The sequence below is a fragment of the Pseudomonas sp. NY15181 genome, assembly GCF_048068055.1.
GTDB lineage: Bacteria > Pseudomonadota > Gammaproteobacteria > Pseudomonadales > Pseudomonadaceae > Pseudomonas.
In genome coordinates, this window is sequence record NZ_JBLUPT010000001.1 from 403,967 (window position 1) to 427,378 (window position 23,412).

General features: G+C 65.5%; 25 protein-coding genes. 18 read left to right on the forward strand and 7 right to left on the reverse strand.

The window, feature by feature from the left end; genetic code table 11:
* The first annotated feature begins 54 nt into the window (after window positions 1-54).
* From ACNFBT_RS01880 to ACNFBT_RS01900, 5 genes are all read left to right on the forward strand, one after another.
* Entirely contained in the window at window positions 55-651 is a 597-nt protein-coding gene (locus tag ACNFBT_RS01880; RefSeq protein ID WP_416745945.1) for a CoA pyrophosphatase, read from the forward strand.
* 46 nt (window positions 652-697) lie between these two features.
* On the forward strand, window positions 698-1,222 hold the full coding sequence (locus ACNFBT_RS01885) for a gamma carbonic anhydrase family protein (RefSeq protein WP_416745947.1): 525 nt from the start codon (window positions 698-700) through the stop codon (window positions 1,220-1,222).
* Window positions 1,219-1,407 carry a DUF1289 domain-containing protein gene (locus ACNFBT_RS01890; protein WP_416745949.1) on the forward strand — a complete coding sequence of 63 codons (189 nt, stop codon included), beginning with the start codon at window positions 1,219-1,221 and terminating at the stop codon, window positions 1,405-1,407. The genes ACNFBT_RS01885 and ACNFBT_RS01890 overlap by 4 nt, the downstream gene beginning before the upstream one ends.
* Window positions 1,408-1,475: 68 nt before the next feature.
* Complete coding sequence (gene purT, locus ACNFBT_RS01895) at window positions 1,476-2,657, forward strand: formate-dependent phosphoribosylglycinamide formyltransferase (protein WP_416745951.1); 1,182 nt, start codon at window positions 1,476-1,478, stop codon at window positions 2,655-2,657.
* Complete coding sequence (locus ACNFBT_RS01900; protein ID WP_416745953.1) at window positions 2,654-3,379, forward strand: SGNH/GDSL hydrolase family protein; 726 nt, start codon at window positions 2,654-2,656, stop codon at window positions 3,377-3,379. The genes purT and ACNFBT_RS01900 overlap by 4 nt, the downstream gene beginning before the upstream one ends.
* A 161-nt stretch (window positions 3,380-3,540) precedes the next feature.
* On the opposite strand, the gene ACNFBT_RS01905 is transcribed toward ACNFBT_RS01900, so the two are convergent.
* The 3 genes from ACNFBT_RS01905 to ACNFBT_RS01915 form a co-directional block, all read right to left on the reverse strand.
* Entirely contained in the window at window positions 3,541-4,854 is a 1,314-nt protein-coding gene (locus ACNFBT_RS01905; protein WP_416745955.1) for an MFS transporter, read from the reverse strand.
* A 286-nt stretch (window positions 4,855-5,140) separates the two neighbouring features.
* Complete coding sequence (locus tag ACNFBT_RS01910; RefSeq protein ID WP_416745957.1) at window positions 5,141-6,436, reverse strand: HlyC/CorC family transporter; 1,296 nt, start codon at window positions 6,434-6,436, stop codon at window positions 5,141-5,143.
* 49 nt (window positions 6,437-6,485) lie between these two features.
* Window positions 6,486-7,286 (reverse strand): cytochrome C assembly family protein, encoded by an 801-nt coding sequence (locus ACNFBT_RS01915; RefSeq protein ID WP_416745959.1) that lies wholly within the window; start codon window positions 7,284-7,286, stop codon window positions 6,486-6,488.
* A gap of 220 nt (window positions 7,287-7,506) precedes the next feature.
* On the opposite strand from ACNFBT_RS01915, the gene ffh reads away from it, so the two are divergent.
* The 6 genes from ffh to ACNFBT_RS01945 all read left to right on the forward strand — a co-directional run bounded on the left by ffh (window position 7,507) and on the right by ACNFBT_RS01945 (window position 11,556).
* Entirely contained in the window at window positions 7,507-8,880 is a 1,374-nt protein-coding gene (gene ffh, locus ACNFBT_RS01920) for a signal recognition particle protein (RefSeq protein WP_416745961.1), read from the forward strand.
* Window positions 8,881-9,024: 144 nt separating this feature from the next.
* The gene (rpsP, locus tag ACNFBT_RS01925; RefSeq protein WP_015478455.1) at window positions 9,025-9,273 is read left to right on the forward strand and encodes a 30S ribosomal protein S16; all 249 of its coding nucleotides are present in this window, start codon (window positions 9,025-9,027) and stop codon (window positions 9,271-9,273) included.
* 5 nt (window positions 9,274-9,278) lie between these two features.
* Window positions 9,279-9,815 (forward strand): ribosome maturation factor RimM, encoded by a 537-nt coding sequence (gene rimM / locus ACNFBT_RS01930; protein WP_416745964.1) that lies wholly within the window; start codon window positions 9,279-9,281, stop codon window positions 9,813-9,815.
* A gap of 26 nt (window positions 9,816-9,841) precedes the next feature.
* The gene (gene trmD, locus ACNFBT_RS01935) at window positions 9,842-10,585 is read left to right on the forward strand and encodes a tRNA (guanosine(37)-N1)-methyltransferase TrmD (RefSeq protein ID WP_416747171.1); all 744 of its coding nucleotides are present in this window, start codon (window positions 9,842-9,844) and stop codon (window positions 10,583-10,585) included.
* A gap of 43 nt (window positions 10,586-10,628) precedes the next feature.
* Window positions 10,629-10,979 carry a 50S ribosomal protein L19 gene (rplS, locus tag ACNFBT_RS01940; RefSeq protein WP_416745966.1) on the forward strand — a complete coding sequence of 117 codons (351 nt, stop codon included), beginning with the start codon at window positions 10,629-10,631 and terminating at the stop codon, window positions 10,977-10,979.
* A gap of 163 nt (window positions 10,980-11,142) precedes the next feature.
* On the forward strand, window positions 11,143-11,556 hold the full coding sequence (locus ACNFBT_RS01945; protein WP_416745968.1) for an acyl-CoA thioesterase: 414 nt from the start codon (window positions 11,143-11,145) through the stop codon (window positions 11,554-11,556).
* Window positions 11,557-11,615: 59 nt separating this feature from the next.
* On the opposite strand, the gene ACNFBT_RS01950 is transcribed toward ACNFBT_RS01945, so the two are convergent.
* Both ACNFBT_RS01950 and ACNFBT_RS01955 read right to left on the reverse strand, forming a co-directional pair.
* The gene (locus ACNFBT_RS01950; protein WP_416745970.1) at window positions 11,616-12,293 is read right to left on the reverse strand and encodes a hypothetical protein; all 678 of its coding nucleotides are present in this window, start codon (window positions 12,291-12,293) and stop codon (window positions 11,616-11,618) included.
* 98 nt (window positions 12,294-12,391) lie between these two features.
* A complete protein-coding gene (locus ACNFBT_RS01955) occupies window positions 12,392-14,236 on the reverse strand; it encodes a cation:proton antiporter (protein WP_416745972.1) in 1,845 nt (614 codons plus the stop codon).
* 94 nt (window positions 14,237-14,330) lie between these two features.
* On the opposite strand from ACNFBT_RS01955, the gene xerD reads away from it, so the two are divergent.
* From xerD to ACNFBT_RS01980, 5 genes are all read left to right on the forward strand, one after another.
* Window positions 14,331-15,227, forward strand: coding sequence for a site-specific tyrosine recombinase XerD (gene xerD, locus ACNFBT_RS01960; RefSeq protein ID WP_416745974.1), 897 nt, complete (start codon window positions 14,331-14,333; stop codon window positions 15,225-15,227).
* A 157-nt stretch (window positions 15,228-15,384) separates the two neighbouring features.
* The gene (locus ACNFBT_RS01965) at window positions 15,385-16,113 is read left to right on the forward strand and encodes a DsbC family protein (protein WP_416745976.1); all 729 of its coding nucleotides are present in this window, start codon (window positions 15,385-15,387) and stop codon (window positions 16,111-16,113) included.
* 174 nt (window positions 16,114-16,287) lie between these two features.
* A complete protein-coding gene (locus tag ACNFBT_RS01970; RefSeq protein ID WP_207888031.1) occupies window positions 16,288-17,592 on the forward strand; it encodes a homoserine dehydrogenase in 1,305 nt (434 codons plus the stop codon).
* 51 nt (window positions 17,593-17,643) lie between these two features.
* Window positions 17,644-19,053: a threonine synthase gene (thrC, locus tag ACNFBT_RS01975; protein WP_416745978.1), complete on the forward strand. Its 1,410-nt coding sequence runs from the start codon at window positions 17,644-17,646 to the stop codon at window positions 19,051-19,053.
* Between the two features lie 158 nt (window positions 19,054-19,211).
* Window positions 19,212-19,493 carry a DUF3509 domain-containing protein gene (locus tag ACNFBT_RS01980; RefSeq protein ID WP_416745980.1) on the forward strand — a complete coding sequence of 94 codons (282 nt, stop codon included), beginning with the start codon at window positions 19,212-19,214 and terminating at the stop codon, window positions 19,491-19,493.
* A gap of 51 nt (window positions 19,494-19,544) precedes the next feature.
* Here the strand turns inward: ACNFBT_RS01980 and ACNFBT_RS01985 are convergent, their stop codons facing one another.
* Both ACNFBT_RS01985 and ACNFBT_RS01990 read right to left on the reverse strand, forming a co-directional pair.
* Window positions 19,545-19,880: a hypothetical protein gene (locus ACNFBT_RS01985; RefSeq protein ID WP_416745982.1), complete on the reverse strand. Its 336-nt coding sequence runs from the start codon at window positions 19,878-19,880 to the stop codon at window positions 19,545-19,547.
* Between the two features lie 240 nt (window positions 19,881-20,120).
* On the reverse strand, window positions 20,121-21,320 hold the full coding sequence (locus ACNFBT_RS01990) for a CaiB/BaiF CoA transferase family protein (protein WP_416745984.1): 1,200 nt from the start codon (window positions 21,318-21,320) through the stop codon (window positions 20,121-20,123).
* A gap of 259 nt (window positions 21,321-21,579) precedes the next feature.
* Between ACNFBT_RS01990 and ACNFBT_RS01995 the strand changes: the two genes are divergently transcribed.
* Together ACNFBT_RS01995 and ACNFBT_RS02000 are read left to right on the forward strand one after the other, a co-directional pair.
* On the forward strand, window positions 21,580-22,758 hold the full coding sequence (locus ACNFBT_RS01995) for a diguanylate cyclase (protein WP_416745986.1): 1,179 nt from the start codon (window positions 21,580-21,582) through the stop codon (window positions 22,756-22,758).
* Window positions 22,759-22,819: 61 nt separating this feature from the next.
* On the forward strand, window positions 22,820-23,359 hold the full coding sequence (locus ACNFBT_RS02000; RefSeq protein WP_416745988.1) for a YaeQ family protein: 540 nt from the start codon (window positions 22,820-22,822) through the stop codon (window positions 23,357-23,359).
* The last annotated feature ends 53 nt before the right edge of the window (window positions 23,360-23,412 follow it).

Genomic DNA, 23,412 nt, shown 5'->3' on the forward strand with positions numbered 1-23,412 from the left:
CGTGCCATGATCGTTCAATTAAAAGAATCGGCCCATTCCCGCAGGATGTTCGGCATGCTGGACCAGCTGCGCCAACGCATACAGGCGCACACGCCTCGCGATATCGAAACGGATCGCAGCTTCCCGGAAGCGGCGGTCCTGCTGCCCATCACTCCCCGGGAAGAACTCGTGCTCACCCTGCGGGCCACGGGGTTGTCCACCCACAGCGGCGAGGTGGCGTTCCCCGGTGGGCGACGCGACCCCGAGGACGTCGACCTGATCCATACCGCCCTGCGCGAGGCGGAAGAGGAGATCGCCCTGCCGCCGGGGCTGGTGGAAGTGGTCGGGCCACTGAGCACCCTGCTGTCCCGTCACGGCATCCTGGTCAAGCCATTCGTCGGCTTTGTTCCTGACTTCGTCGAGTACCGTCCCAATGACGGCGAGATCGCTGAAGTCTTCAAGGTTCCGCTGGAGTTTTTCCGCGGCGACCCGCGGGAAACCACCCATCGCATCGATTATTTCGGCCGCAGCTGGTATGTCCCCAGCTACCTCTACGAGGGGTACAAGATCTGGGGGCTGTCGGCGATCATGCTGGTCGAGCTGGTCAATCTGCTGTATGACGCCCGCATCGACCTGCATCAACCGCCCGCGCAGTTCATCAAGCTGAGCTGATTCATATAAAGAGCCGAACGAGCGGCCACCGCCTGAGGAAATACCCATGAAGTACCGCCTGGGCTCGTCCCGAGTCGAAACCCATCCGGAAAGCTGGATCGCCCCGAACGCCACGGTGATCGGCAAGGTCCGCCTGGATGCCGGTGCCAGCGTGTGGTTCAACGCCGTGCTGCGCGGCGATAACGAGCTGATCCACATCGGCGAGAACTCCAACGTGCAGGACGGTACCGTGATCCACACCGACATGGGCTTCCCGCTGGCCCTGGGCAAGGGCGTGACCATCGGCCACAACGCCATGCTGCACGGCTGCCAGGTGGGCGACTACAGCCTGATCGGCATCAACGCGGTGGTCTTGAACGGCGCGAAGATCGGCAAGTACTGCATCATCGGCGCCAATGCGCTGATCCCCGAGGGCAAGGAGATTCCCGACGGTTCCCTGGTGATGGGCTCGCCCGGCAAGGTGGTGCGCGAGCTGACCGAGGCACAGAAGAAGATCCTCGAAGCCAGCGCCGCCCATTACGTGCACAACGCCCAGCGCTACGCCCGCGAGCTGGCCGAGCAGGAAGAATGACTGTCGAACGTCCCGTGGCCTCGCCCTGCGTGCATGTCTGCGCACTGGATGACGCCGACATCTGCCTGGGCTGCCAGCGCAGCGCCGACGAAATCACCCGCTGGGGGCGCATGGAAAACGCCGAGCGCCGCGAGGTACTCGTGCGCTGCGAAGAGCGCGCCCGCCAGCAGGGCGTGCTGATCTAGCGCGCCGCCGGGCCTATTCGTTTCCGAGCTTTCCATTTCCGAACTTTCCCTTCCCGAGGTTTCACACAATGCCCCGTATTGGAACTCCCCTGTCGCCGAGCGCGACCCGTGTACTGCTCTGTGGCTCCGGCGAGCTGGGCAAGGAAGTGGCGATCGAGCTGCAGCGCCTGGGCTGCGAAGTGATCGCCGTCGACCGCTACGAGAACGCACCGGCCATGCAGGTGGCGCACCGCAGTCATGTGATCAGCATGCTCGACGGCGTCGCCTTGCGCGCAGTGATCGAGCAGGAAAAGCCGCACTACATCGTGCCGGAGATCGAAGCCATCGCCACCGCGACCCTGGTAGAGCTGGAGAGCGAAGGCTATACCGTCGTCCCCACCGCCCGCGCCGCGCAGCTGACCATGAACCGCGAGGGCATCCGCCGCCTGGCCGCCGAGGAGCTGGGCCTGCCCACCTCGCCGTACCACTTTGCCGATACCTACGAGCAATACGCCGCCGGTGTCGCCGCCGTGGGCTACCCCTGCGTGGTCAAGCCGATCATGAGTTCCTCCGGCAAGGGCCAGAGCGTGCTGAAATCCGACGCCGACCTGAAGGCTGCCTGGGACTACGCCCAGGAAGGCGGCCGCGCCGGCAAGGGCCGGGTGATCGTCGAGGGCTTCATCGACTTCGACTACGAGATCACCCTGCTGACCGTCCGCCACATAGGCGGCACCACCTTCTGCGCGCCCATCGGTCACCGTCAGGTGAAGGGCGACTACCACGAGTCCTGGCAGCCCCAGGCCATGAGCCCGAAGGCGCTGGCCGAGTCCGAGCGCGTGGCCAAGGCGGTCACCGAGGCGTTGGGCGGCCGCGGCCTGTTCGGCGTGGAGCTGTTCGTGAAGGGCGATGAAGTGTGGTTCAGCGAAGTCTCGCCGCGCCCGCATGACACCGGCCTGGTCACCTTGATCTCCCAGGACCTCTCCGAGTTCGCCTTGCACGCCCGCGCCATCCTTGGCCTGCCGATCCCGGTGATCCGCCAGCTGGGCGATTCCGCCTCGGCGGTGATCCTGGTCGAGGGCAAGTCCGACAAGGTGGCCTTCGCCAACCTCGGTGCCGCCCTGAGCGAGCCGGATACCGCGCTGCGCCTGTTCGGCAAGCCGGAAGTGGACGGCCAGCGCCGCATGGGCGTGGCCCTGGCGCGCGACACGTCCATCGACGCCGCCCGCGCCAAGGCGACCCGCTCGGCCCAGGCGGTCAACGTCGAGCTGTGAGCCGCTGGGCGGGGTTGATGTGGTGGGCGGCGGCGTTGCCGCTGCTGCCGCTGGCCCTGCCCATGGCCGTGCGCACCCGGCGCACGGCCTTGCGCCTGGCTCCGGCCGCCGGCGTCTGTGAAGGCATCGCTGGCATCGAGTGGCCGGGCGATTCCTTCCGCCTTCTATTGCTGGGTGAGTCCACGGTCGCCGGGGTCGGCGCATCCTGTCTGGATCTTGCCCTGGCCGGGCGCCTGGCACGGGCGCTTTCCAGCCGCCTGCAGCGTCCCGTCGCCTGGCGCGCGGTGGGGGAGAACGGCATCACCGCGGGCGAGGCCTGCGAACGCTTGCTGCCGATGGCGGCGGATCAGGATTACGACCTGGTGGCGCTGGTCTTCGGCGTCAACGACACCACCCATTTCAGTTCCAGCCAGCGCTGGTTGGGCTCCCTCGAACAACTGATCGGGCATTTCCAGGCCCGTGGTGCGCGAGTGGTCTGCACGGCGGTGCCGCCGCTGCAGCATTTCACCGCGTTGCCCTGGTTGTTGCGGCAACTGCTGGGCTGGCGTGCGGCGTTGCTGGATCGCCAGCTCGGCACGCTAGCCCTGGCCCAGGGCGCCGGTTATTGCGAGGTCAGCCTGGAGATGCAGCCGCAGTTCCTAGCCATCGACGGCTATCACCCGTCGGCGCTTGGCTATCAGGTCTGGGGCGAGCACCTGGCGCAGTGGCTGGTGCAGTCGTAGGGCGTACAACCGTTCGCGGTTGTACGCCGATACTGCCGCGGCTCCAGGCCTGAGTCCGGAGCGTCTTGCTTGTTGTAGGAGCGAGCTTGCTCGCGAACCGCCCAGCACCAGAGCAGCCGGATAGCTCTGTTCGCGAGCAAGCTCGCTCCTACAGGGGGGCGTTAGCGAATGCTGTTCAGATCGTTCTCGCGCGTCTCCCGCAGGCACAGCACAGCCAGCAGGCTGAGTGCCGCCGCTACCGAGACGTAACCGCCCACCCAGCTCAGTCCACCCATGCCCACCAGCTTCTGCGCGATATACGGCGCCACCGAGGCGCCAAGAATGCCGCCCAGGTTGTACGCCGCCGAGGCGCCGGTGTAGCGCACGTGGGTGGGGAAGAGTTCCGGCAGCAGGGCGCCCATGGGGGCGAAGGTCACGCCCATCAGGAACAGCTCCAGCGCCAGGAAGATCGCCACCTCTACCGACGAGCCCTGGCTCAGTAGCGGTTGCATGGCGAAACCCGAGGCGATGGCGGCGATACAGCCGACGATCAGCACCGGCCGACGCCCGAAACGGTCGCTCAGCCAGGCGGAGAGCGGCGTGGCGGCAGCCATGAAGAGCACGGCGAAGCACAGCAGGCCGAGGAACTGCTCGCGACTGTAACCCAGGCTGGTCACCCCGTAGCTCAGCGAGAACACCGTGGAGATATAGAAGAGGGCGTAGCACACCACCATCGCCAGGGCGCCGAGCAGGGTCGGCCGCCAGTGTTTGGCGAACAGCTCGGCAATCGGCAAGTTGGCGCGCTCGTGGCGCTCCATGGCCTTGGCGAACACCGGGGTTTCCACCAGCTTCAGCCGTACGTAGAGGCCGACGATCACCAGCACGGCGCTGAGCACGAAGGGAATCCGCCAGCCCCAGGCGCGGAATTGTTCTTCGCTGAGCAGCATGGCCAGGCAGAGGAACAGGCCGTTGGCGGCGAGGAAGCCGATCGACGGGCCCATCTGCGGGAACATGCCGAACCAGGCGCGGCGACCCTTGGGCGCGTTCTCCGTGGCCAGCAGCGCGGCGCCGCCCCATTCGCCGCCCAACCCCAGTCCCTGGCCGAAACGCAGCACGCAGAGCAGGACGGGTGCCCAGGCGCCGATGCTGTCGTAGCCCGGCAGCAGGCCAATCAGGGTGGTCGAGACGCCCATCAGCAGCAGCGAAGCCACCAGGGTCGATTTGCGTCCGATGCGGTCGCCGAAGTGGCCGAACAGCGCCGAACCCAGCGGACGGGCGAGGAAGGCGATGCCGAAGGTGAGGAAGGCGCTGAGCGCCTGGGCGGTGCCGGAGGTCTGCGGGAAGAACACCGGGCCGATCACCAACGCTGCGGCGGTGGCGTAGACGTAGAAGTCGTAGAACTCGATGGCGGTGCCGATGAAGCTGGCTACCGCGACACGGGTGGTGGAATTGGTCTGTTCGGCCGGCTGTCCGGCGTCGAGTGTGGTGCTGGTCATGCGGGTCGGTCCCTGGCAGTCCTGCTCGGCAGACGACTCTGCGGTCGTGTCCGGCTTCATGGAAGGCATCGCCGTGGCGCGAGAGGGAAGCGCGGCCCGGGGTCGGGGCAGGGAAGGCGCGGCTCGCGGCGGGTCAGGGCGAGGCCGGCTGCTTCGCAAGGCAACGACACGGGGTCGAGGCTCGGCGGGGCGTGCGATTGACTGGCCGGCGAGGCGTCGCGGGTGGCGGCGGGCGCAGGCGGGAGGCTGGGTAAGCCGTCCGGATTATAGGGGCGGGCGGGGCGGCTCAGGCAAGCTCGTCGCGGAGTGGCGTGGGCGGCGTGGGGATCCCGGGCTGCCAGACGCGCACGCTCTTCACGCGGTTTTCTCCGGACTGGAGGATTTCCAGGCGGTAGCGGCCGATCTTCAGGCACACGGCGCAGTCGGGAATCTGCTCCAGGGCTTCGGTGACCAGGCCGTTGAGGGTCTTGGGGCCGTCGCTGGGCAGTTGCCAGCCCAGGGCGCGGTTGAGGTCGCGCAGGTTGGCCGAGCCGTCGATCACATAGGTGCCGTCGGCTTGCGGGTGGATGTCGGGGTTGCGCAGGGCATCCTGGTTGCTGAACTCGCCGACTATCTCTTCGAGGATGTCTTCCAGGGTGATGATGCCGATCACCTCGCCATATTCGTCGACGACAATGCCGATGCGCCGCTTCTGCTTCTGGAAGTTGATCAGCTGGGTCGACAGCGGCGTGCTCTCGGGCACGAAGTAGGGCTCCAGGCACGCGGCCTTGAGACTTTCCTTGGTCAACTGGTTGTGCGTCAGCAGGCGCGCGATCTGGCGCATGTGCACTACGCCCTCGACCTGGTTGATGTCGTTGCGGAACACCGGCAGGCGGGTGTGGGTGGTGTTGCGCAGCTGGCCGATGATGGTTTCCAGCTCGTCGTCCAGGTCGATGCCCTGCACCTCGTTGCGCGGCACCATCAGGTCGTTCACGGTGATCTTTTCCAGATCGAGGATGCTCAGCAGCATGTTCTGCCGGTTGGCGGTGAGCTTCTCGCTGGACTCGCTGACCACGCTCTTGAGTTCCTCGCTGCTCAGCGGCTTGCTGACGCGCTGGGTCGGGTCGAGGCCGCAGGCCCGCAGCAGCAGGTTGCTCACCCCGGTCATCAGCCACAGCAGCGGGCTGAACAGCTTCTGCAGCCACAGCAGCGGCAGGCTGGCGGGGAAGGCGACGTTTTCAGGGCGCAGGGTGGCGTAGGTCTTGGGGGTGATCTCGCCGAAGATCAGCAGCACCAGGGTCAGGACGATGGTGGTCGGCGCGACGGCGGCTTCGCCCCACAGGCGCAGGGCCAGCAGGGTGGCCAGGGCGGAGGCGACGATGTTGACGAAGTTGTTGCCGATCAGGATGGTGCCCAGCAGCCGGTCGGTGCGCAGCAGCAGCCAGCTGGTGCGCCGCGCGCCGCGGTTGCCCTGCTTGGACAGGTGGCGCAGGCGGTAGCGGTCGAGGCTCAGGACGCCGGTTTCGACGCTGGAGAAGAATGCGGAACACAGCAGCAGGAAGACCAGCAGGCCGATCATGTAGCCGGGGTGGATGTCGCCCATGCGTCAGGTTCCTTCGGCGTTTCGCGGCGGTGCGGTACCGCCGCCAGCGTCAGATGTGCAGGATGAATTCCTTGACCAGCTTGCTGCCGAAATAGGCCAGCATCAACAGGCAGAAGCCCGCCAGGGTCCAGCGGATGGCCTTGTGCCCGCGCCAGCCCAACTGGTGGCGGCCCCACAGCAGCACGGCGAACACCACCCAGGCGAAGCAGGACAGGATGGTCTTGTGCGCCAGGTGCTGGGCGAACAGGTTGTCGACGAACAGCCAGCCGGAGATCAGCGACAGCGAAAGCAGCGACCAGCCGCCCCAGAGGAAGCCGAATAGCAGGCTTTCCATGGTCTGCAGCGGCGGGAAGTTGCGGATCAGCCCCGACGGATGCTTGTGCTTGAGCTGGTGGTCCTGCACCAGCAACAGCAGCGCCTGGACCACGGCGATGGTCAGCAGGCCGTAGGCGAGGATCGACAGCAGGATGTGCGCGAGGATGCCCGGCTGCTCGTTGATCGGCTCGATGGTGCCGTGGGGTACCAGCGTTGCCAGCAGGGTGGTCAGGGCGCCGAGCGGATAAAGAACGATCAGCAGGTTGTGCACCGGGATGCGCAGGCAGGCCAGCAGCGTCAGTGCGATGACCTCGGCGGAGATCAGGTTGGCGGCATTGAAGAAGTCCAGCACCAGGCCGCCGGGCGTCAGCAGCTCCTGGCTCAGGCTGAAGGCCTGGCAGAGCAGGGCGACCAGGCCCAGCAGGAGGAGCAGCGGTTTCTGCGGCGGGGTGCGGCGGGCCAGGCTAACGCTCTGGTAGACGGTAGTGCCGATATAGAGGACGGCGGCGATCAGGCTGGGCAGCAGAGGTTGCATAAGTCCTTGGAACAGTCCTTGGAAGGGGGACCCGAAAGGCCGTGAGTGTGGCACAGAACGGCCGGGTCTAGAAAGCCGCTGAGAACAGTTCGCTTCTAGCCTGGGCGCGGTCCGTCACAGAGGGATCATCGGCGGTGTTGGCGCTGGCCGCACTTCGCTATAATCGCCAGCTTGCTGACAAGCCAAACCCTGACCCGACCGGGTCTGATTAGGAACGCGCATGTTCGAAAACCTTACAGATCGCCTCTCGCAAACGCTGCGCCACGTCACCGGCAAGGCCAAGCTGACCGAGGACAACATCAAGGACACGCTCCGCGAAGTGCGGATGGCCCTGCTGGAGGCCGACGTGGCCCTGCCGGTGGTCAAGGACTTCGTCGCCAAGATCAAGGAGCGCGCGGTCGGCACCGAGGTTTCCAAGAGCCTGACCCCGGGCCAGGCCTTCGTGAAGATCGTCCAGGCCGAACTGGTCGAGCTGATGGGCGCGGCCAACGAGGACCTGGACCTCAACGCCGCTCCGCCGGCGGTCATTCTGATGGCCGGCCTGCAGGGCGCGGGCAAGACCACCACCGCCGGCAAGCTGGCGCGTTTCCTCAAGGAGCGCAAGAAGAAGTCCGTGCTGGTGGTGTCCGCCGACGTCTACCGCCCGGCGGCGATCAAGCAGCTGGAAACCCTGGCCAGCGACATCGGCGTGACCTTCTTCCCGTCCGATACCAGCCAGAAGCCGGTGGCCATCGCCGAAGCGGCGATCCGCGAGGCGAAGCTGAAGTTCATCGACGTAGTGATCGTGGATACCGCCGGTCGCCTGCACGTCGACGCCGAGATGATGGAGGAGATCAAGCAGGTCCACGCGGCGATCAAACCGGTGGAAACCCTGTTCGTGGTCGACGCCATGACCGGCCAGGACGCCGCCAATACCGCCAAGGCCTTCAACGACGCCCTGCCGCTGACCGGCGTGGTGCTGACCAAGGTCGACGGTGACGCCCGTGGCGGTGCCGCGCTGTCCGTGCGCGCCATCACCGGCAAGCCGATCAAGTTCCTCGGCATGGGCGAGAAGAGCGAAGCGCTCGACCCGTTCCACCCCGACCGCGTGGCCTCGCGCATCCTCGGCATGGGCGACGTGCTCAGCCTGATCGAGCAGGCCGAGCAGAATATGGATCGCGAGAAGGCCGAGAAGCTCGCGAAGAAGATCAAGAAGGGCAAGGGCTTCGACCTCGAAGACTTCCGTGATCAGCTGCAACAGATGAAGAACATGGGCGGCCTCGGCAGCCTGATGGACAAGCTGCCGATGCTCGGTGGCGTCAACCTGTCGCAGATGGGCAACGCGCAGAACGCGGCGGAGAAGCAGTTCAAGCAGATGGAGGCGATCATCAACTCCATGACCCCGGCCGAGCGCCGCGACCCGGAAGTGATCAGCGGTTCGCGCAAGCGCCGCATCGCCCTGGGTTCCGGCACCCAGGTGCAGGACGTCGGCCGTCTCATCAAGCAGCACAAGCAGATGCAAAAGGTGATGAAGAAGGTCACCGCCAAGGGCGGCATGGCCAAGATGATGCGCGGCATGGGGAGCATGTTCCCCGGCGGCATGCCCAAGATGTGACCCCAGACGGCTCGCCGCCCGGCGGGCCGGACGCGCTGCGGCTTGCGGCGCGGGGCTTTAGCTCATAGAATATGCGGCCTTTCGGGCTATGTGCCCGAGGGCTGCATTTCTTTTTTGCAAGCAAACCATAGGAACAACGTACGCATGGTAACCATTCGTCTGGCTCGTGGCGGCTCCAAGAAGCGCCCGTTCTACCACCTGACCGTGACCAACAGCCGCAACGCTCGTGACGGCCGTTTCGTCGAGCGCGTCGGTTTCTTCAACCCTGTCGCTACTGGTGCCGAGGTCAAAGTCTCGATCAACCAGGAACGTCTGAACTACTGGCTGAGCCAAGGCGCTCAACCGTCTGAGCGTGTTGCTCAGCTGATCAAGGAAGCCGCCAAGGCTGCCTGAGATCGATGAACACGAAGCCTGCTCCCGCCGAGGAGATGATTGTTCTCGGCAAGATCGTATCGGTGCACGGCATTCGTGGTGAGGTGAAGGTCTATTCCTTTACCGATCCGTTGGACAACCTGCTGGACTACCGTCGCTGGACGCTCAAGCGTGGCAACGAGGTTCGACAGGCTGAGCTGGTTCAAGGTCGCGTGCAGGGCAATGTCCTGGTCGCGAAGCTGAAGGGACTGGATGATCGCGAGATCGCCCGCACCTTCGCGGAATTCGAAATCCTGGTCCCGCGCAGCGAGCTGCCGGTGCTGGACGATGGCGAGTTCTACTGGAGCCAGTTGGAAGGTCTCAAGGTGATCGACCAGAACGGGCAACTGTTCGGGATTCTCGACCACATGCTGGAGACCGGCGCCAACGATGTGATGGTAGTCAAGCCCTGCGCAGGCAGCCTGGACGACCGTGAACGCCTGCTCCCGTATACGGATCAGTGCGTGCAAGCGGTGGATCTGGATGCCGGTGAGATCCGGGTGGACTGGGACGCGGACTTCTAACCCATGTGGATGAGAGCCTTCAGCGCATGTGGATAGGGGTAATTAGCATCTTTCCGGAGATGTTTCGCGCCATCAGCGACTATGGCATCACGAGTCGCGCGGTCAAGCAGGGGCTGATTCAGCTCGATTGCTTCAACCCGCGGAGCAACACCGAGGACCGTCACCAGACGGTGGACGACCGGCCTTTCGGCGGTGGTCCCGGCATGGTGATGAAAATCAAGCCGCTCGAAGGCGCACTGGGCGATGCCCGGCAAGCCGCAGGCGGACCGGCGAAGGTGATCTATCTCTCGCCGCAAGGTCGCAAGCTGACGCAGGCGGCCGTGAAAGAACTGGCGAACGAGGAACGACTGATCCTGATCGCCGGGCGTTACGAAGGCATCGACGAGCGCTTCATTGAAGAGCATGTCGATGAGGAATGGTCAGTTGGCGATTATGTCCTGTCCGGGGGTGAGCTTCCGGCCATGGTGCTGATTGACGCGGTCACGCGGTTGTTGCCCGGTGCACTGGGCCACGTGGACTCCGCCGAGGAGGACTCCTTCACGGACGGCCTGCTCGACTGTCCGCACTACACCCGACCCGAGGTGTACGCAGACAAACGTGTTCCTGAGGTGCTGCTCAGCGGCAACCACGAACACATCCGGCGCTGGCGTTTGCAGCAGTCCTTAGGCAGGACCTGGGAACGACGTGCCGATCTTCTGGATTGCCGCTCGCTTTCTGGAGAAGAGAAGAAGCTGCTGGAGGAATACATCCGCCAGCGGGACGATAGTTAACGTATCGATGGCGAGCGCCGAGCGCTTGTCTTAGGAGCACGAAATGACCAACAAGATCATTCAGCAGATCGAAGCTGAACAGATGAGCAAAGAGATTCCGGCGTTCGCCCCCGGCGACACCGTAATCGTCCAGGTTAAAGTGAAGGAAGGCGACCGTCAGCGTCTGCAGGCCTTCGAAGGCGTTGTAATCGGCAAGCGTAACCGCGGCCTGAACAGTGCTTTCACCGTTCGCAAGATCTCCAACGGCGTAGGCGTTGAGCGTACCTTCCAGACCTACAGCCCGCTGGTAGACAGCATCTCCGTCAAGCGTCGCGGCGACGTGCGCAAGGCCAAGCTGTACTACCTCCGCGACCTGTCCGGCAAGGCAGCGCGCATCAAGGAAAAACTGGCCTAATTCGCCGGTTCTTCCCGAAAAAAAGCAGCCCACGGGCTGCTTTTTTCTTGCCCGGAATTTGCCGGCCGATCGGTCCGGCCGCCCCATCTGCCCCCGGCAGCGCACTACAAGCACAACACCCGCAGCACCGGCAGCCACCTTCAATGCATCAGGTAGCAGTGGCATGAGCCCCAGAGAGCAAGAAATCCTTCGCCGCACGGCGCTTGCGGAAACCCGCGTGACCAAGGCGATCTTCCCGCCCACCACCAACCACCACAACACCCTGTTCGGCGGCACCGCGCTGGCCTGGATGGACGAAGTCTCGTTCATCGCCGCGACCCGTTTCTGCCGTTTGCCGTTGGTGACCGTGTCCACCGACCGCATCGACTTCAAGCACCCGATTCCCGCCGGCTCCATCGTCGAGCTGATCGGCCGGGTAGTGAAGGTCGGCAACACCAGCCTGAAGGTCGAAGTGGAGGTGTTCGTCGAGAGCATGTCCGCCGACGGCCGCGAGAAGGCCATCCACGGGCTGTTCAGCTTCGTCGCCATCGATGACGAGAAGCGCCCGGTGCCGGTCCTGCCCGGTTTCGAGGTCTGAGTCGGTCGGTGAAACGAAAGAAGGCGCCCAGGGGCGCCTTTTTTCATTCCGGACGAGCCTCAGTGGCGCAGGCTGATCTTCAGCGAGGCCTGGGACAGGTCGATGTTCTGCAGGCTCAGGCTACCCATGCTCTGGCTCTTCGGCGCGCCGGCGACGCGGATGTTGTCGAAACGCACTTCGCCGATGGAGCTGGGCAGGCGCACGTTGATCGAGCCGTCGGCATTGAGGGTCGAGGAGGCGTGCGCGGTGTCGTACTGCACGTCGCGCATGGAGGTCTCGGCATCCAGGCTGTCCACCACCGGCAGCACCAGCCGCGCGAGCTGCTTGACGGTGCCCACACCGTCGCCGCCTTCGGCGCTGACCAGCAGGCTCTGCAGGGTGTCATCGAAGCCCTGGGCGTTGATGTCGCTCATCTCGTGGTCGCTGAGCGGCTTCAGGCCATGGGGCGCTTCATGGCGGGTGATGCTCGCCGGAGCCTGACGCTGCACGTCCGCGCTGGCCAGCTGGAACGGGCTGAGCAGCGCCGCAAGGAGAGTCGCCGCCAGGCGCACGTTGTTCTGCTTCTTCAGCGCCCGCCCGAGCTGGCGCTCACTGATCCAGCCCTGCTGGATCAGGGTTTCACCCAGGCGCAGGCCGTTGCCGAGCTGGAGCTGGATGGCCTGGTCCAGCTGTTGGGCGGTGATCAGTCCCTTGCTGACCAGGATCTGACCGAGGCGGGAGTTCTGTTGACTGGGCATGACGGTAAGCTTCGTGTGCGCAATGATGGCGTGATGCAATCATTGTCTGTCAGGCAGATTCTGTCACCCACCTAAAGATAGGCTGACGTGGCCGATTGTCAGGTTGTCGCGGCTTGTGCCGTTTCGTTTGTACCCGCGGCATTTTCCGGGGCTTCCTCCACCAGCGAGATCAGTGTCCAGCCGGTGCCGGGCGTCAGTGGCCGGTCGGGGCTTGCGATGTGCAGGCGGCCGTTGGTGTCGCGGGCGAACAGCAGCAGCGCACGGCTGCCATGCTGGGCCTGGTATTCCGGCCAGCCGAAGTTGTCGCTGAGCAGCGTCGAGCGGACTTCCGCGCCGCGCGCGATCAGGCTGGCCATCTGCGGGTAGGTGATGGACGTCTGGCCCAGGGGATGGCCGCGATGGCGATCGCTGATGCGGTGTTTCTCGCTGCGGCGGCTGTCCTGGCCGCTGGGCAGGATGAAGCGCTGCCAGGGGCTGAATTCGTGGCGGAAGCTCATGCACATCAGGGCGTTCAGTTCGGCATTGGGCGACAGCGCCAGCAAGTGCCCCAGGCCGATCAGGTCCAGGTGCGCCTCGGCATGCTGCGAGGCGGGGTTGCCGAAGTAGGTCGGCAGGTTCTCCATGCGCGCGGCACGGGTGTTCTCCCAGCTGGAGTCGGTGAGCAGCACTTGCACCCCGGCGTTCTGCAGGCCGACGCCGATAGCCCGGGCGACCGGGTTGGCGCCGACGATCAGGAAGCCGGTGGGCACCGGTTCGGCGACCTTCAGCAGCCGGGCCAGCGGGCGCGCGGTGGCGCTTTGCAGGACCACGGTGCCGATGATCACCAGGAAGGTGAGGGGCACCAGTACCCCGGCCTGGGCGTGGCCGGATTCCATCAGGCGGATGGCGAAGATCGCCGACACCGCCGCGGCGACGATGCCGCGCGGGGCGATCCAGCTCAGCAGCGCGCGTTCGCGCCAGTTCAGCGCGGAGCCGGCGGTGGAGACCATCACGCTCAGCGGCCGGGCGACGAACTGGATCAGCGCCAGCACCAGCAGTGCCGCTGGGCCGAGGCCGAGCAGCGCCGACATGTCCAGGCGCGCGGCAAGCAGCACGAACAGCCCGGAGATCAGCAGCACGCTGAGGTTTTCCTTGAAGTGCAGGATGTGCTTCACGTCGACGCCCGGCATGTTGGCCATGCGCAGGCCCATCACGGTCACGGCCAGCAGTCCCGACTCCGACATCACGTTGTTCGACAGCACGAACACGCCCAGGACCACGGACAGCGACGCCAGGTTGTGCAGGTAGTCGGGCAGCCAGTGCCGGCGCAGGGCGACCCCCAGCGCCTGGCCGCCGACCAGGCCGAAGGCGATGCCGCAGCCGATCACGCTGACGAACGTCAGCAGGCTGTCCTGCCAGCCCTGGCCGATGTCGCTGGCGGCGATGAAGGTGTAGACCACCACCGCCAGTAGCGCGCCGATGGGGTCGATGACGATGCCTTCCCAGCGCAGGATGTTGGCGATGGTCGCGTTGGGGCGCACCACCCGCAGCATCGGCACGATCACCGTGGGGCCGGTGACCAGGGTGAGGGCGCCGAACAGCAGGGCCATTTCCCAGGTAAAGCCCAGCAGGTAGCGGGTCGCCAGGGCGATCACGCCCCAGGTGGTGAGCGCGCCGAGGGTAACCATCCGGCGGACCACGGTGCCGATTTCCTTCCATTCGTCCAGGCGCAGGGTCAGGCTGCCTTCGAACAGCACCAGGGCCACCGCGAGGGAAACCACGGGGAACAGCAGCGGGCCGAACAGGTGTTCCGGTGTCAGCAGGTGCAGCACGGGGCCGATCAGAATACCGCTCAGCAGCAGGAACAGGATGGCCGGCAGGCGCAGGCGCCAGGCCAGCCACTGGCTGAACAGAGAGGCGATGCCAATGCCGGCGAAGGCGAAGTAGGTGCTGTGTTCGTCCATGCTGGAGCCAGGGTCCTTGCGCTGTTGACGGTGGAGTTGCGGGGGGAGGCTGTGGAAGACTAGTCCGATGCTTTCTCTATCGATATAGCCTGACATGATGCCGGTTTCACATTCACTGATCGACCGTTTCCTCGACGCCCTTTGGCTGGAAAAGGGCCTCTCCGATAACACCCGCAGTGCCTACGGCAGCGACCTGGCGCTGTTCAACGGCTGGCTCGACGAGCGCGGGGTGGCGCTGGAGGCGGCGGGGCGCGAGGTGATCCTCGATCACCTGGCCTGGCGCCTGGGCGAGGGCTACAAGGCGCGCTCCACGGCGCGCTTCCTTTCGGGGCTGCGCGGCTTTTACCGCTACTGCCTGCGCGAGGGGCTGATCGGCGAAGACCCGACGCTGCTGGTGGAGCTGCCGCAACTGGGCAAGCCGCTGCCCAAATCGCTCTCGGAAGCCGATGTCGAAGCGCTGCTGGCCGCGCCGGAGACCGACGACCCGCTCGGCCTGCGCGATCGCACCATGCTGGAAGTGCTCTACGCCTGCGGCCTGCGGGTCAGCGAGCTGGTCGGGCTGACCCTGGAACAGGTCAACCTGCGCCAGGGCGTGGTGCGCGTCATGGGCAAGGGCAGCAAGGAGCGGCTGGTGCCGCTGGGCGAGGAAGCCATCCTGTGGATCGAGCGCTATATGCGTGAAGCGCGTGCGGACCTGCTGGGTGGCAAGCCCAGCGATGTGCTGTTCCCCAGCCTGCGCGGCGAGCAGATGACCCGCCAGACCTTCTGGCACCGCATCAAGCTGCACGCGAAGGTCGCCGGCATCGGCAAGAGCCTGTCGCCGCACACCCTGCGCCACGCCTTCGCCACTCATCTGCTCAATCACGGCGCCGATCTGCGGGTGGTGCAGATGCTGCTGGGACACAGTGATCTTTCCACAACGCAGATCTATACCCACATTGCCCGGGCCCGATTGCAGGACCTTCATGCTCAGCACCATCCTCGCGGGTGAGTCGCCGCTACGATCACCCTTGCTCGGATATGCGTCCCGTTCGAATTCCTTCGATCTTTCCGGCCCTGCGAACCCCGTAGCTTTCAGCTACAAGCCCACGGCTCGGCCCGCGAGGGCTTGTGTGATAGTCTTCGCCGACCGACATCAGGAGTTTTCCATGCGTTTGTCCCGACTTCTGGCTGCCGCGGCCCTCGGCCTCGCCAGCACCCTTGCCCTGGCCGCCGAGCCGGACCAGGCAATCCGTGCCACTCTGCAGTCCCTGCAACCTGACCTGCCCATCGAGGCCATCGCCAAGAGCCCCCTCGAAGGCATCTACCAGGTGCAGCTCAAGGGCGGCCGCGTGCTCTATGCCAGCGCCGACGGCCAGTTCGTCGTCCAGGGCAATATCTACCAGGTGAAGGACGGCAAGCCGACCAACCTGACCGAAGCTGCCGAAAGCGCGGGCGTGGCCAAGACCATCAACGCCATTCCGACCGCCGACATGGTGGTCTTCCCGGCCAAGGGCGAGACCAAGGCGCACATCACTGTCTTCACCGACACCACCTGCCCGTACTGCCAGAAGCTGCACGCCGAAGTGCCGGAACTGCAGAAGCGCGGCATCGAAGTGCGCTACCTGGCCTTCCCGCGCCAGGGCCCGAACTCGCCGGGCGATGCCCAGCTGCAGGCCGTGTGGTGCTCCAAGGACCGCCAGGCGGCGATGAGCGACATGTTCCATGAGAAGGAAGTGAAAGCCGCCAAGTGCGACAACCCGGTGAACAAGCAGCTGGAACTGGGCCAGATGGTCGGTGTGCAGGGCACCCCGGCGATCATCCTGGCCAACGGCCAGATGCTGCCGGGCTACCAGCCGGCCGGCCAGATCGCCAAGCTGGCGCTGGAAGCCAAGTAAGCCGCGGGCTGCGCTTGCATTGACTAATGGGGAACCGCTTCGTAATGTTCGGTTCCTTTTGACTATGGAACAGGCAGTCCGCCTGTTCTGATTTGGCGCCTGCTCCCATGCCCGCTTCGTTGCGGGCATCGGTGCGTCAGGCGCCCCGATGCTGTAATCATGGGGAGTTTCAGCGTGAATCCGGTGAAAGTGGGAATCTGTGGGTTGGGGACCGTCGGTGGCGGTACCTTCAATGTACTCAAACGCAACGCCGAGGAGATTGCCCGCCGTGCCGGGCGTGGTATCGAGGTTGCGCAGATTGCCGCCCGTCGCCCCAATCCGAAGTGTGATACCGGCAGTACCCCCATTACTGCCGACATCTTCGACGTGGCGAACAACCCGGAAATCGACGTGGTCATCGAGCTGATCGGTGGCTACACCTTGGCCCACGAGCTGGTGCTCAAGGCCATCGAGAACGGCAAGCACGTGGTCACCGCCAACAAGGCACTGATCGCCGTGCACGGCAACGAGATCTTCGCCAAGGCCCGCGAGAAGGGCGTCATCGTCGCCTTTGAAGCCGCCGTGGCCGGTGGCATCCCGGTGATCAAGGCGATCCGCGAGGGCCTGGCCGCCAACCGCATCAACTGGCTGGCCGGCATCATCAACGGCACCGGCAACTTCATCCTCACCGAAATGCGTGAGAAAGGCCGCGCCTTCGCCGACGTGCTGAAGGAAGCCCAGGCCCTGGGCTACGCCGAAGCCGACCCGACCTTCGACGTCGAAGGCATCGACGCCGCGCACAAGCTGACCATCCTGGCGTCCATCGCCTTCGGCATCCCGCTGCAGTTCGACAAGGCCTACACCGAAGGCATCACCCAGCTGACCACCGCCGACGTGAACTACGCCGAGGCGCTGGGCTACCGCATCAAGCATCTGGGCGTAGCGCGCCGTACCGACAGCGGTATCGAGCTGCGCGTGCACCCGACCCTGATCCCGGCCGACCGCCTGATCGCCAATGTGAACGGCGTGATGAACGCGGTCATGGTCAACGGCGATGCCGCCGGTTCCACGCTGTTCTACGGCGCCGGCGCCGGCATGGAGCCCACCGCTTCCTCGGTGGTCGCCGACCTGGTGGACGTGGTTCGCGCCATGACTGCCGACCCGGAGAACCGCGTGCCGCACCTGGCCTTCCAGCCGGACTCGCTCTCCGACCACCCGATCCTGCCGATCGACGCCTGCGAAAGCGCCTACTACCTGCGCATCCAGGCCAAGGACCATCCGGGCGTACTGGCCCAGGTGGCGACCATCCTCTCCGAGCGCGGCATCAACATCGAATCGATCATGCAGATGGAAGTCGAAGAGCATGACGGTCTGGTGCCGATGATCCTGGTTACCCACCGCGTGCTCGAGTCCCGCATCATCGAAGCCATCGCCGCGCTGGAAGCGCTGGATGACGTCGTCGGCAATGTCGTACGCATCCGCGTCGAACAACTGAACTGAATCGAACGCGGCGGCGCCTGCGCGCCGCCGCCAACCCGAAGGTTTCACACCATGCGTTACATCAGTACCCGCGGCCAGGCGCCCGCGCTGAACTTCGAAGACGTGCTGCTGGCTGGCCTCGCCAGCGACGGCGGCCTCTACGTGCCGGAAAACCTGCCGCGCTTCACCGTCGAAGAGATCGCCTCCTGGGCCGGCCTGCCGTACCACGAGCTGGCCTTCCGCGTGATGCGCCCGTTCGTTGCCGGCAGCATCTCCGACGCCGACTTCAAGAAGATCCTCGAAGAGACCTATGGTGTCTTTGCCCACAACGCCGTGGCGCCGCTGCGTCAGCTGAACGGCAACGAGTGGGTGCTGGAGCTGTTCCACGGCCCGACCCTGGCCTTCAAGGATTTCGCCCTGCAGCTGCTCGGCCGCCTGCTCGACCACGTGCTGACCAAGCGCGGCGAGCGCGTGGTGATCATGGGCGCCACTTCCGGCGATACCGGCTCGGCCGCCATCGAAGGCTGCAAGGCCTGCGAGAACGTCGACATCTTCATCATGCACCCGCACAACCGTGTGTCCGAGGTGCAGCGCCGCCAGATGACCACCATCCTCGGCGAAAACATCCACAACATCGCCATCGAAGGCAACTTCGACGACTGCCAGGAGATGGTCAAGGCCAGCTTCGCCGACCAGGGCTTCCTGAAGGGCACCCGTCTGGTGGCGGTGAACTCGATCAACTGGGCGCGGATCATGGCCCAGATCGTCTACTACTTCCACGCTGCCCTGCAGCTCGGCGCGCCGGCCCGTTCCGTTGCGTTCTCGGTGCCCACCGGCAACTTCGGTGATATCTTCGCCGGCTACCTGGCGCGCAACATGGGCCTGCCGGTCAGCCAGCTGATCGTCGCGACCAACCGCAACGACATCCTGCACCGCTTCATGTCCGGCAACCGCTACGACAAGGACACCCTGCACGCGTCGCTGTCGCCGTCCATGGACATCATGGTCTCGTCCAACTTCGAGCGCCTGCTGTTCGACCTGCACGGCCGCAACGGCAAGGCCGTCGCCGAGCTGATGGACAACTTCAAGGCCACCGGCAAGCTGGCCGTCGAAGATGACCGCTGGACCGAAGCCCGCCGCCTGTTCGATTCCCTGGCGGTGAACGACGAAGAGACCTGCGAGACCATCGCCCAGGTCTACGCCGAGTGTGGCGAACTGCTCGACCCGCACACCGCCATCGGCGTGCGTGCGGCCCGCGAATGCCGTCGCAGCCTGGCCGTGCCCATGGTCACCCTGGGTACCGCGCATCCGGTCAAGTTCCCGGAAGCCGTGGAGAAGGCCGGCATCAAAGCCGTTCCGGCGCTGCCGGCGCACCTGGCCGACCTGTTCCAGCGCGAAGAGCGTTGCACTGTGTTGCCGAACGAACTGGCCAAGGTCCAGGCCTTCGTCAGCGCCCACGGCAACCGTGGCAAGCCGCTCTGATCCGTGACGGATCGATGAAAAAGCCCGCCTTCATGGCGGGCTTTTTCATGGGCGACTGTCAGGCCTTTATGGACCAGCGGTAATAAGCAGGACGAACTTAATCGCCGGCCGCGATGTCTTCTCTTCAGGTTTTTCATTTCGCAACAAGGAGATATGACATGGACCGGCTAAGCGTGCTGCTGACCGAGACCTTCGCTCCCTACACTCCGGCCCTGAGCCCGGCGCGCCCCGATGGTGGCCGCATCCTGACTCTGACCAACGACGACGGCGAGGTGGTATTGCGCCGGGTGATCGATGGCCAGCAACTGGCCGATGAAAACCAGCGCGAGGAAGCGATCCAGTCGGTTCGCCGTGACCTGCTGATCCAGGAGGGGCGGATGGAGGACGATGTCATCGTCGCGTTGCGCCAGCGCGCCCAGGTGCTCAGTTACGGGACGTGATTTTTCCTGGTCTACGCAAGTTGAAACGCCGCCCCTAGGGCGGCGTTTGTGTTATTGGATCAAGCCCAGGTGCTTCAGGCGCGAGCGTATGCCGCCTGTCGTGCGGCCGTGGGCGCGGGCGATCGCGGTCAGCGGCTCGCCCGCTTCATGACGTCCGATCAGTGTCGCTTCCTCTTCCTGTGTCCAGGGCTTACCGGCCTTCACGGGCGAAGCGCGTTCCTTGTCGGGGGCGCTTTCCAGGGCTTGGATGGCATGGAACAGGGCGCGGATGACGTCAGGCGACTGGCAGGGATCATTGGCCGCCAGGGGAACGTCGTGGCGGGGATCTATGCCGTTGGCCAGCTTGCGCAGTAGTTGCAGGCTTTCGGTATGGGCGTGGGGATGCATGACGGCTCTCCTTGTCTTGTCCGGCGATGCTTCGCCGCCAGCAAGGTGTTTGTCTGCCAGGTGATACATCCTGTTGGCAGGAATATTCCCGTCCCGTTGTCGCCTACGCCTCTGGCAGCCGTAGGGCGGATAACGCTCGACGTTATCCGCCGATTGACCTTGGCGTCAGGCCACTCCGATTGGCTGCGGAGCGGCGAAAGAATGGGCGTATCGGCGTACAACCGCGAACGGTTGTACGCCCTACACCGCCCCCTGCTGACGCAGCGCCGCGATAGCCGCTGCGTCATAACCCAGGCCACCGAGCACTTCGTCGGTATGCTCGCCCAGGCCCGGGCCGATCCAGTCGGCCGAGCCGGGGGTGTCGGAGAGCTTGGGCACGATGCCCGGCATGCGGAACGGCTTGCCGTCCGGCAGCTTCGCCGAGAGGAACATCTCGCGGGCGAGGAACTGCGGGTCGGCGAACATGTCCTCGGCGGAATAGATGCGGCTGGCCGGCACCTCGGCCTCGCCCAGTACCTTCAGCACGGTGTCCAGGGACTCCGAGCGCGCCCAGCGGTCGATCACCCCGTACAGCTCGTCGCGGCGCTGGTCGCGTCCAGCGTTGTCCGCCAGCTGCGGATCGTCCGCCAGGTCGGTGCGGCCGATGGCGAGCATGAATCGACGGAAGATCGCGTCGCCGTTGGCGGCGATCTGCACGTGCTTGCCGTCGGCGGTGGTGTGCACGGAGGAGGGCGTGATGCCGGGCATGATGTTGCCGCTGCGCTCGCGGATGAAGCCGAATACGTCGAACTCCGGCACCATCGATTCCATCATGGCGAACACCGCTTCATACAGCGCCACGTCCACCACCTGGCCCTGGCCGCCGTTGACCTCGCGGTGGCGCAGCGCCATGAGCGCGCCGATCACGCCCCACAGCGCGGCGATGGAGTCGCCGATGGAAATGCCGGTGCGCACCGGCGGGCGGTCCTCGAAGCCGGTGATGTAGCGCAGCCCGCCCATGGACTCGCCCACCGCGCCAAAGCCCGGCTGGTCCTTGTAGGGGCCGCTCTGGCCGAAACCGGAGAGGCGCACCATGACCAGCTTCGGATTCAGCGCATGGATCACGTCCCAGCCCAGGCCGAGCTTTTCCAGCACGCCGGGGCGGAAGTTCTCGATCAGGATGTCGGCCTCGGCCAGCAGCTTCTTCAGCACCTCGCGCCCGGCCTCGTGCTTGAGGTTGAGGGTCAGCGAACGCTTGTTGCGGGCCTGCACGAACCACCATAGCGAGGTGCCTTCGTAGAGCTTGCGCCACTTGCGCAGCGGGTCGCCGCCGTCGGGCGATTCGACCTTGATCACCTCGGCGCCGAATTCCGCGCACAGGCGCGAGGCGAAGGGACCGGCGATCAACGTGCCCAGTTCGATCACTTTGAGGCCGGCGAGGGGTTTGCTGGTGGTGTTCATCGGTCGGTCCGTTCGGCGGGTGGTCGGCGGACTTTACCGCCCGCGCGCGCGTTCGAACAGGCCGCCGGGCCGCCCGTCTACCATCGGAGCTTTGCGCCGGCGATGGGCGCGCGTAGAGTTATCCTATCCGAGGACACTTCTGTCAGCTCGCCCGACTCTGGGCAGGGTAACCCCCGATGCGCGCGCTTCCGTCATTCCACTTCCCCGGCCCTCCGGCGCTCCCTTCGGGAGGCGTGCAGGCGGATGGCAAGGGGGTGGCATGGTCCTGAGCCTGCCGACGCTGGTCGTGGTCGATCTCTACGTGCTCACCCTGGTCGGGGTGCTGATGGCATTCGCCTGGCACAGCGGCCGCCGCGAGCCGACGCTCGGCTACATGAGCGCGATGCTTCTCCTGGGGGCCCTCGGCACCTTCCTGGGCACCTTGCGAGGGATGGGCATCGATCTGGTGCCGATCCTGCTGGGCAACGTCATCCTGCACCTTTGCGCGGCGATGAACTGGACGTCCATGCGGGTGTTCGCCGGGCGCCGCCCGCACTGGCCGTTGATCGGCGCTGGCGCGGCACTGTGGGCGTTGCTGTGCCTCTGGCCGACGTTCTACGAGTCGCTGGAGGCGCGGGTTTTCGTCAGCACCTCGATCACTATCGCCTATTGCCTGGCCTCCGTCAGCGAACTGCTGCGCAGCCGCCGCAAGCTGGAGGTGGAGCTGCGCCCGACCCTGGCGCTGATGCTGTTCCACGGCGGCTTCTACATGGTGCGCCTGGCGGTCGACCGTGGCATGCCATTCGAGAGTGCCAGCAACAATGGCCAGGGCAGTACCTTCTTCACCCTGCTGGTCTTCGAAACCATGCTCTACGCCATCGGCATCGCCTTCGCGACCCTGGCGATGGTCAAGGAGCGCGCCGAACTGGGGTTCCGCAGCGCCGCGCTGAGCGACCCGCTGACCGGCGCCGGCAACCGCCGGGCCTTCATGGATTCCGGCGAGCGCGCCTTGCGCCTGTGCGCCGAGCGCGGCGAGCAGGCTTCGCTGCTGCTCTGCGACCTGGACAACTTCAAGCGCCTCAACGACTCCTTCGGCCATCCCGCCGGGGACCGGGTGCTGGTGGAATTCAGCCGCATCACTGCCTCGCGCATGCGCAAGCAGGACCTGTTCGCGCGCATCGGCGGGGAGGAGTTCGCCTGCCTGCTGGTGGCCGCCGATACCGAGGGTGCCTGCCAGGTGGCCGAGCGGGTGCGCCGCGAATTCGCCGAGTTGCCGTTCATGGCCGAAGGGCAGCTCAGCGTGAGCATCGGCATCGCCACCACCCGCGAGGCCGGGCACGACCTGACGCGCCTGCTGGCGTTGGCCGACCAGGCGCTCTACGCCGCCAAGGCCAAGGGCCGCAACCGCATCGAACTGGCCGCGCCGGAGCCGGGAACCGACCGCCGTAGCCGGGATTGAACCACCAACCCTGCGCTTTCGCGGTAGACTTGCCGCCTTCCAAAATTCGCCGGGAATCCCCATGGCCCTGTCCGCCACGCCCTACAAAGCCGATATCAGCCTGACCGACCTCGACCGTGGGGTCTACGAGACCCTGCGCTTCACCGTCGCCCGCCACCCCTCGGAAACCGAGGAGCGCCTGGCGGTGCGTCTGCTGGCCTATGTCGTCTGGTACAACGAGCAGCTGGCCTTCGGTCGCGGCCTGTCGGACGTGGAGGAGCCCTCGCTCTGGGAAAAGAGCCTGGACGACCGCGTGCTGCACTGGATCGAAGTCGGCCAGCCCGACGCCGAGCGCCTGACCTGGTGCTCGCGCCGCTGCGAGAAGCTGACCCTGGTCGCCTACGGCAACCTGCGCGTGTGGACCACCAAGGTGCTCGACACCGTGCGCCACCTGAAGAACCTCAACGTCGTCGCCATGCCCCAGGAGCCGCTGGAGGAAATCTCCCGCGACCTGCCGCGTTCGATCAACTGGACCGTGATGATCAGCGAAGGAACCATCTTCGTGACCGACGAGCGCGGCCAGCACGAACTCCAGGTGGAGTGGCTGATGGGCGAACGCTGATCGCCTGCTGTACCCGCTGTAATCTGGGCGCCGGGATCGGCGCCTGAATGAAT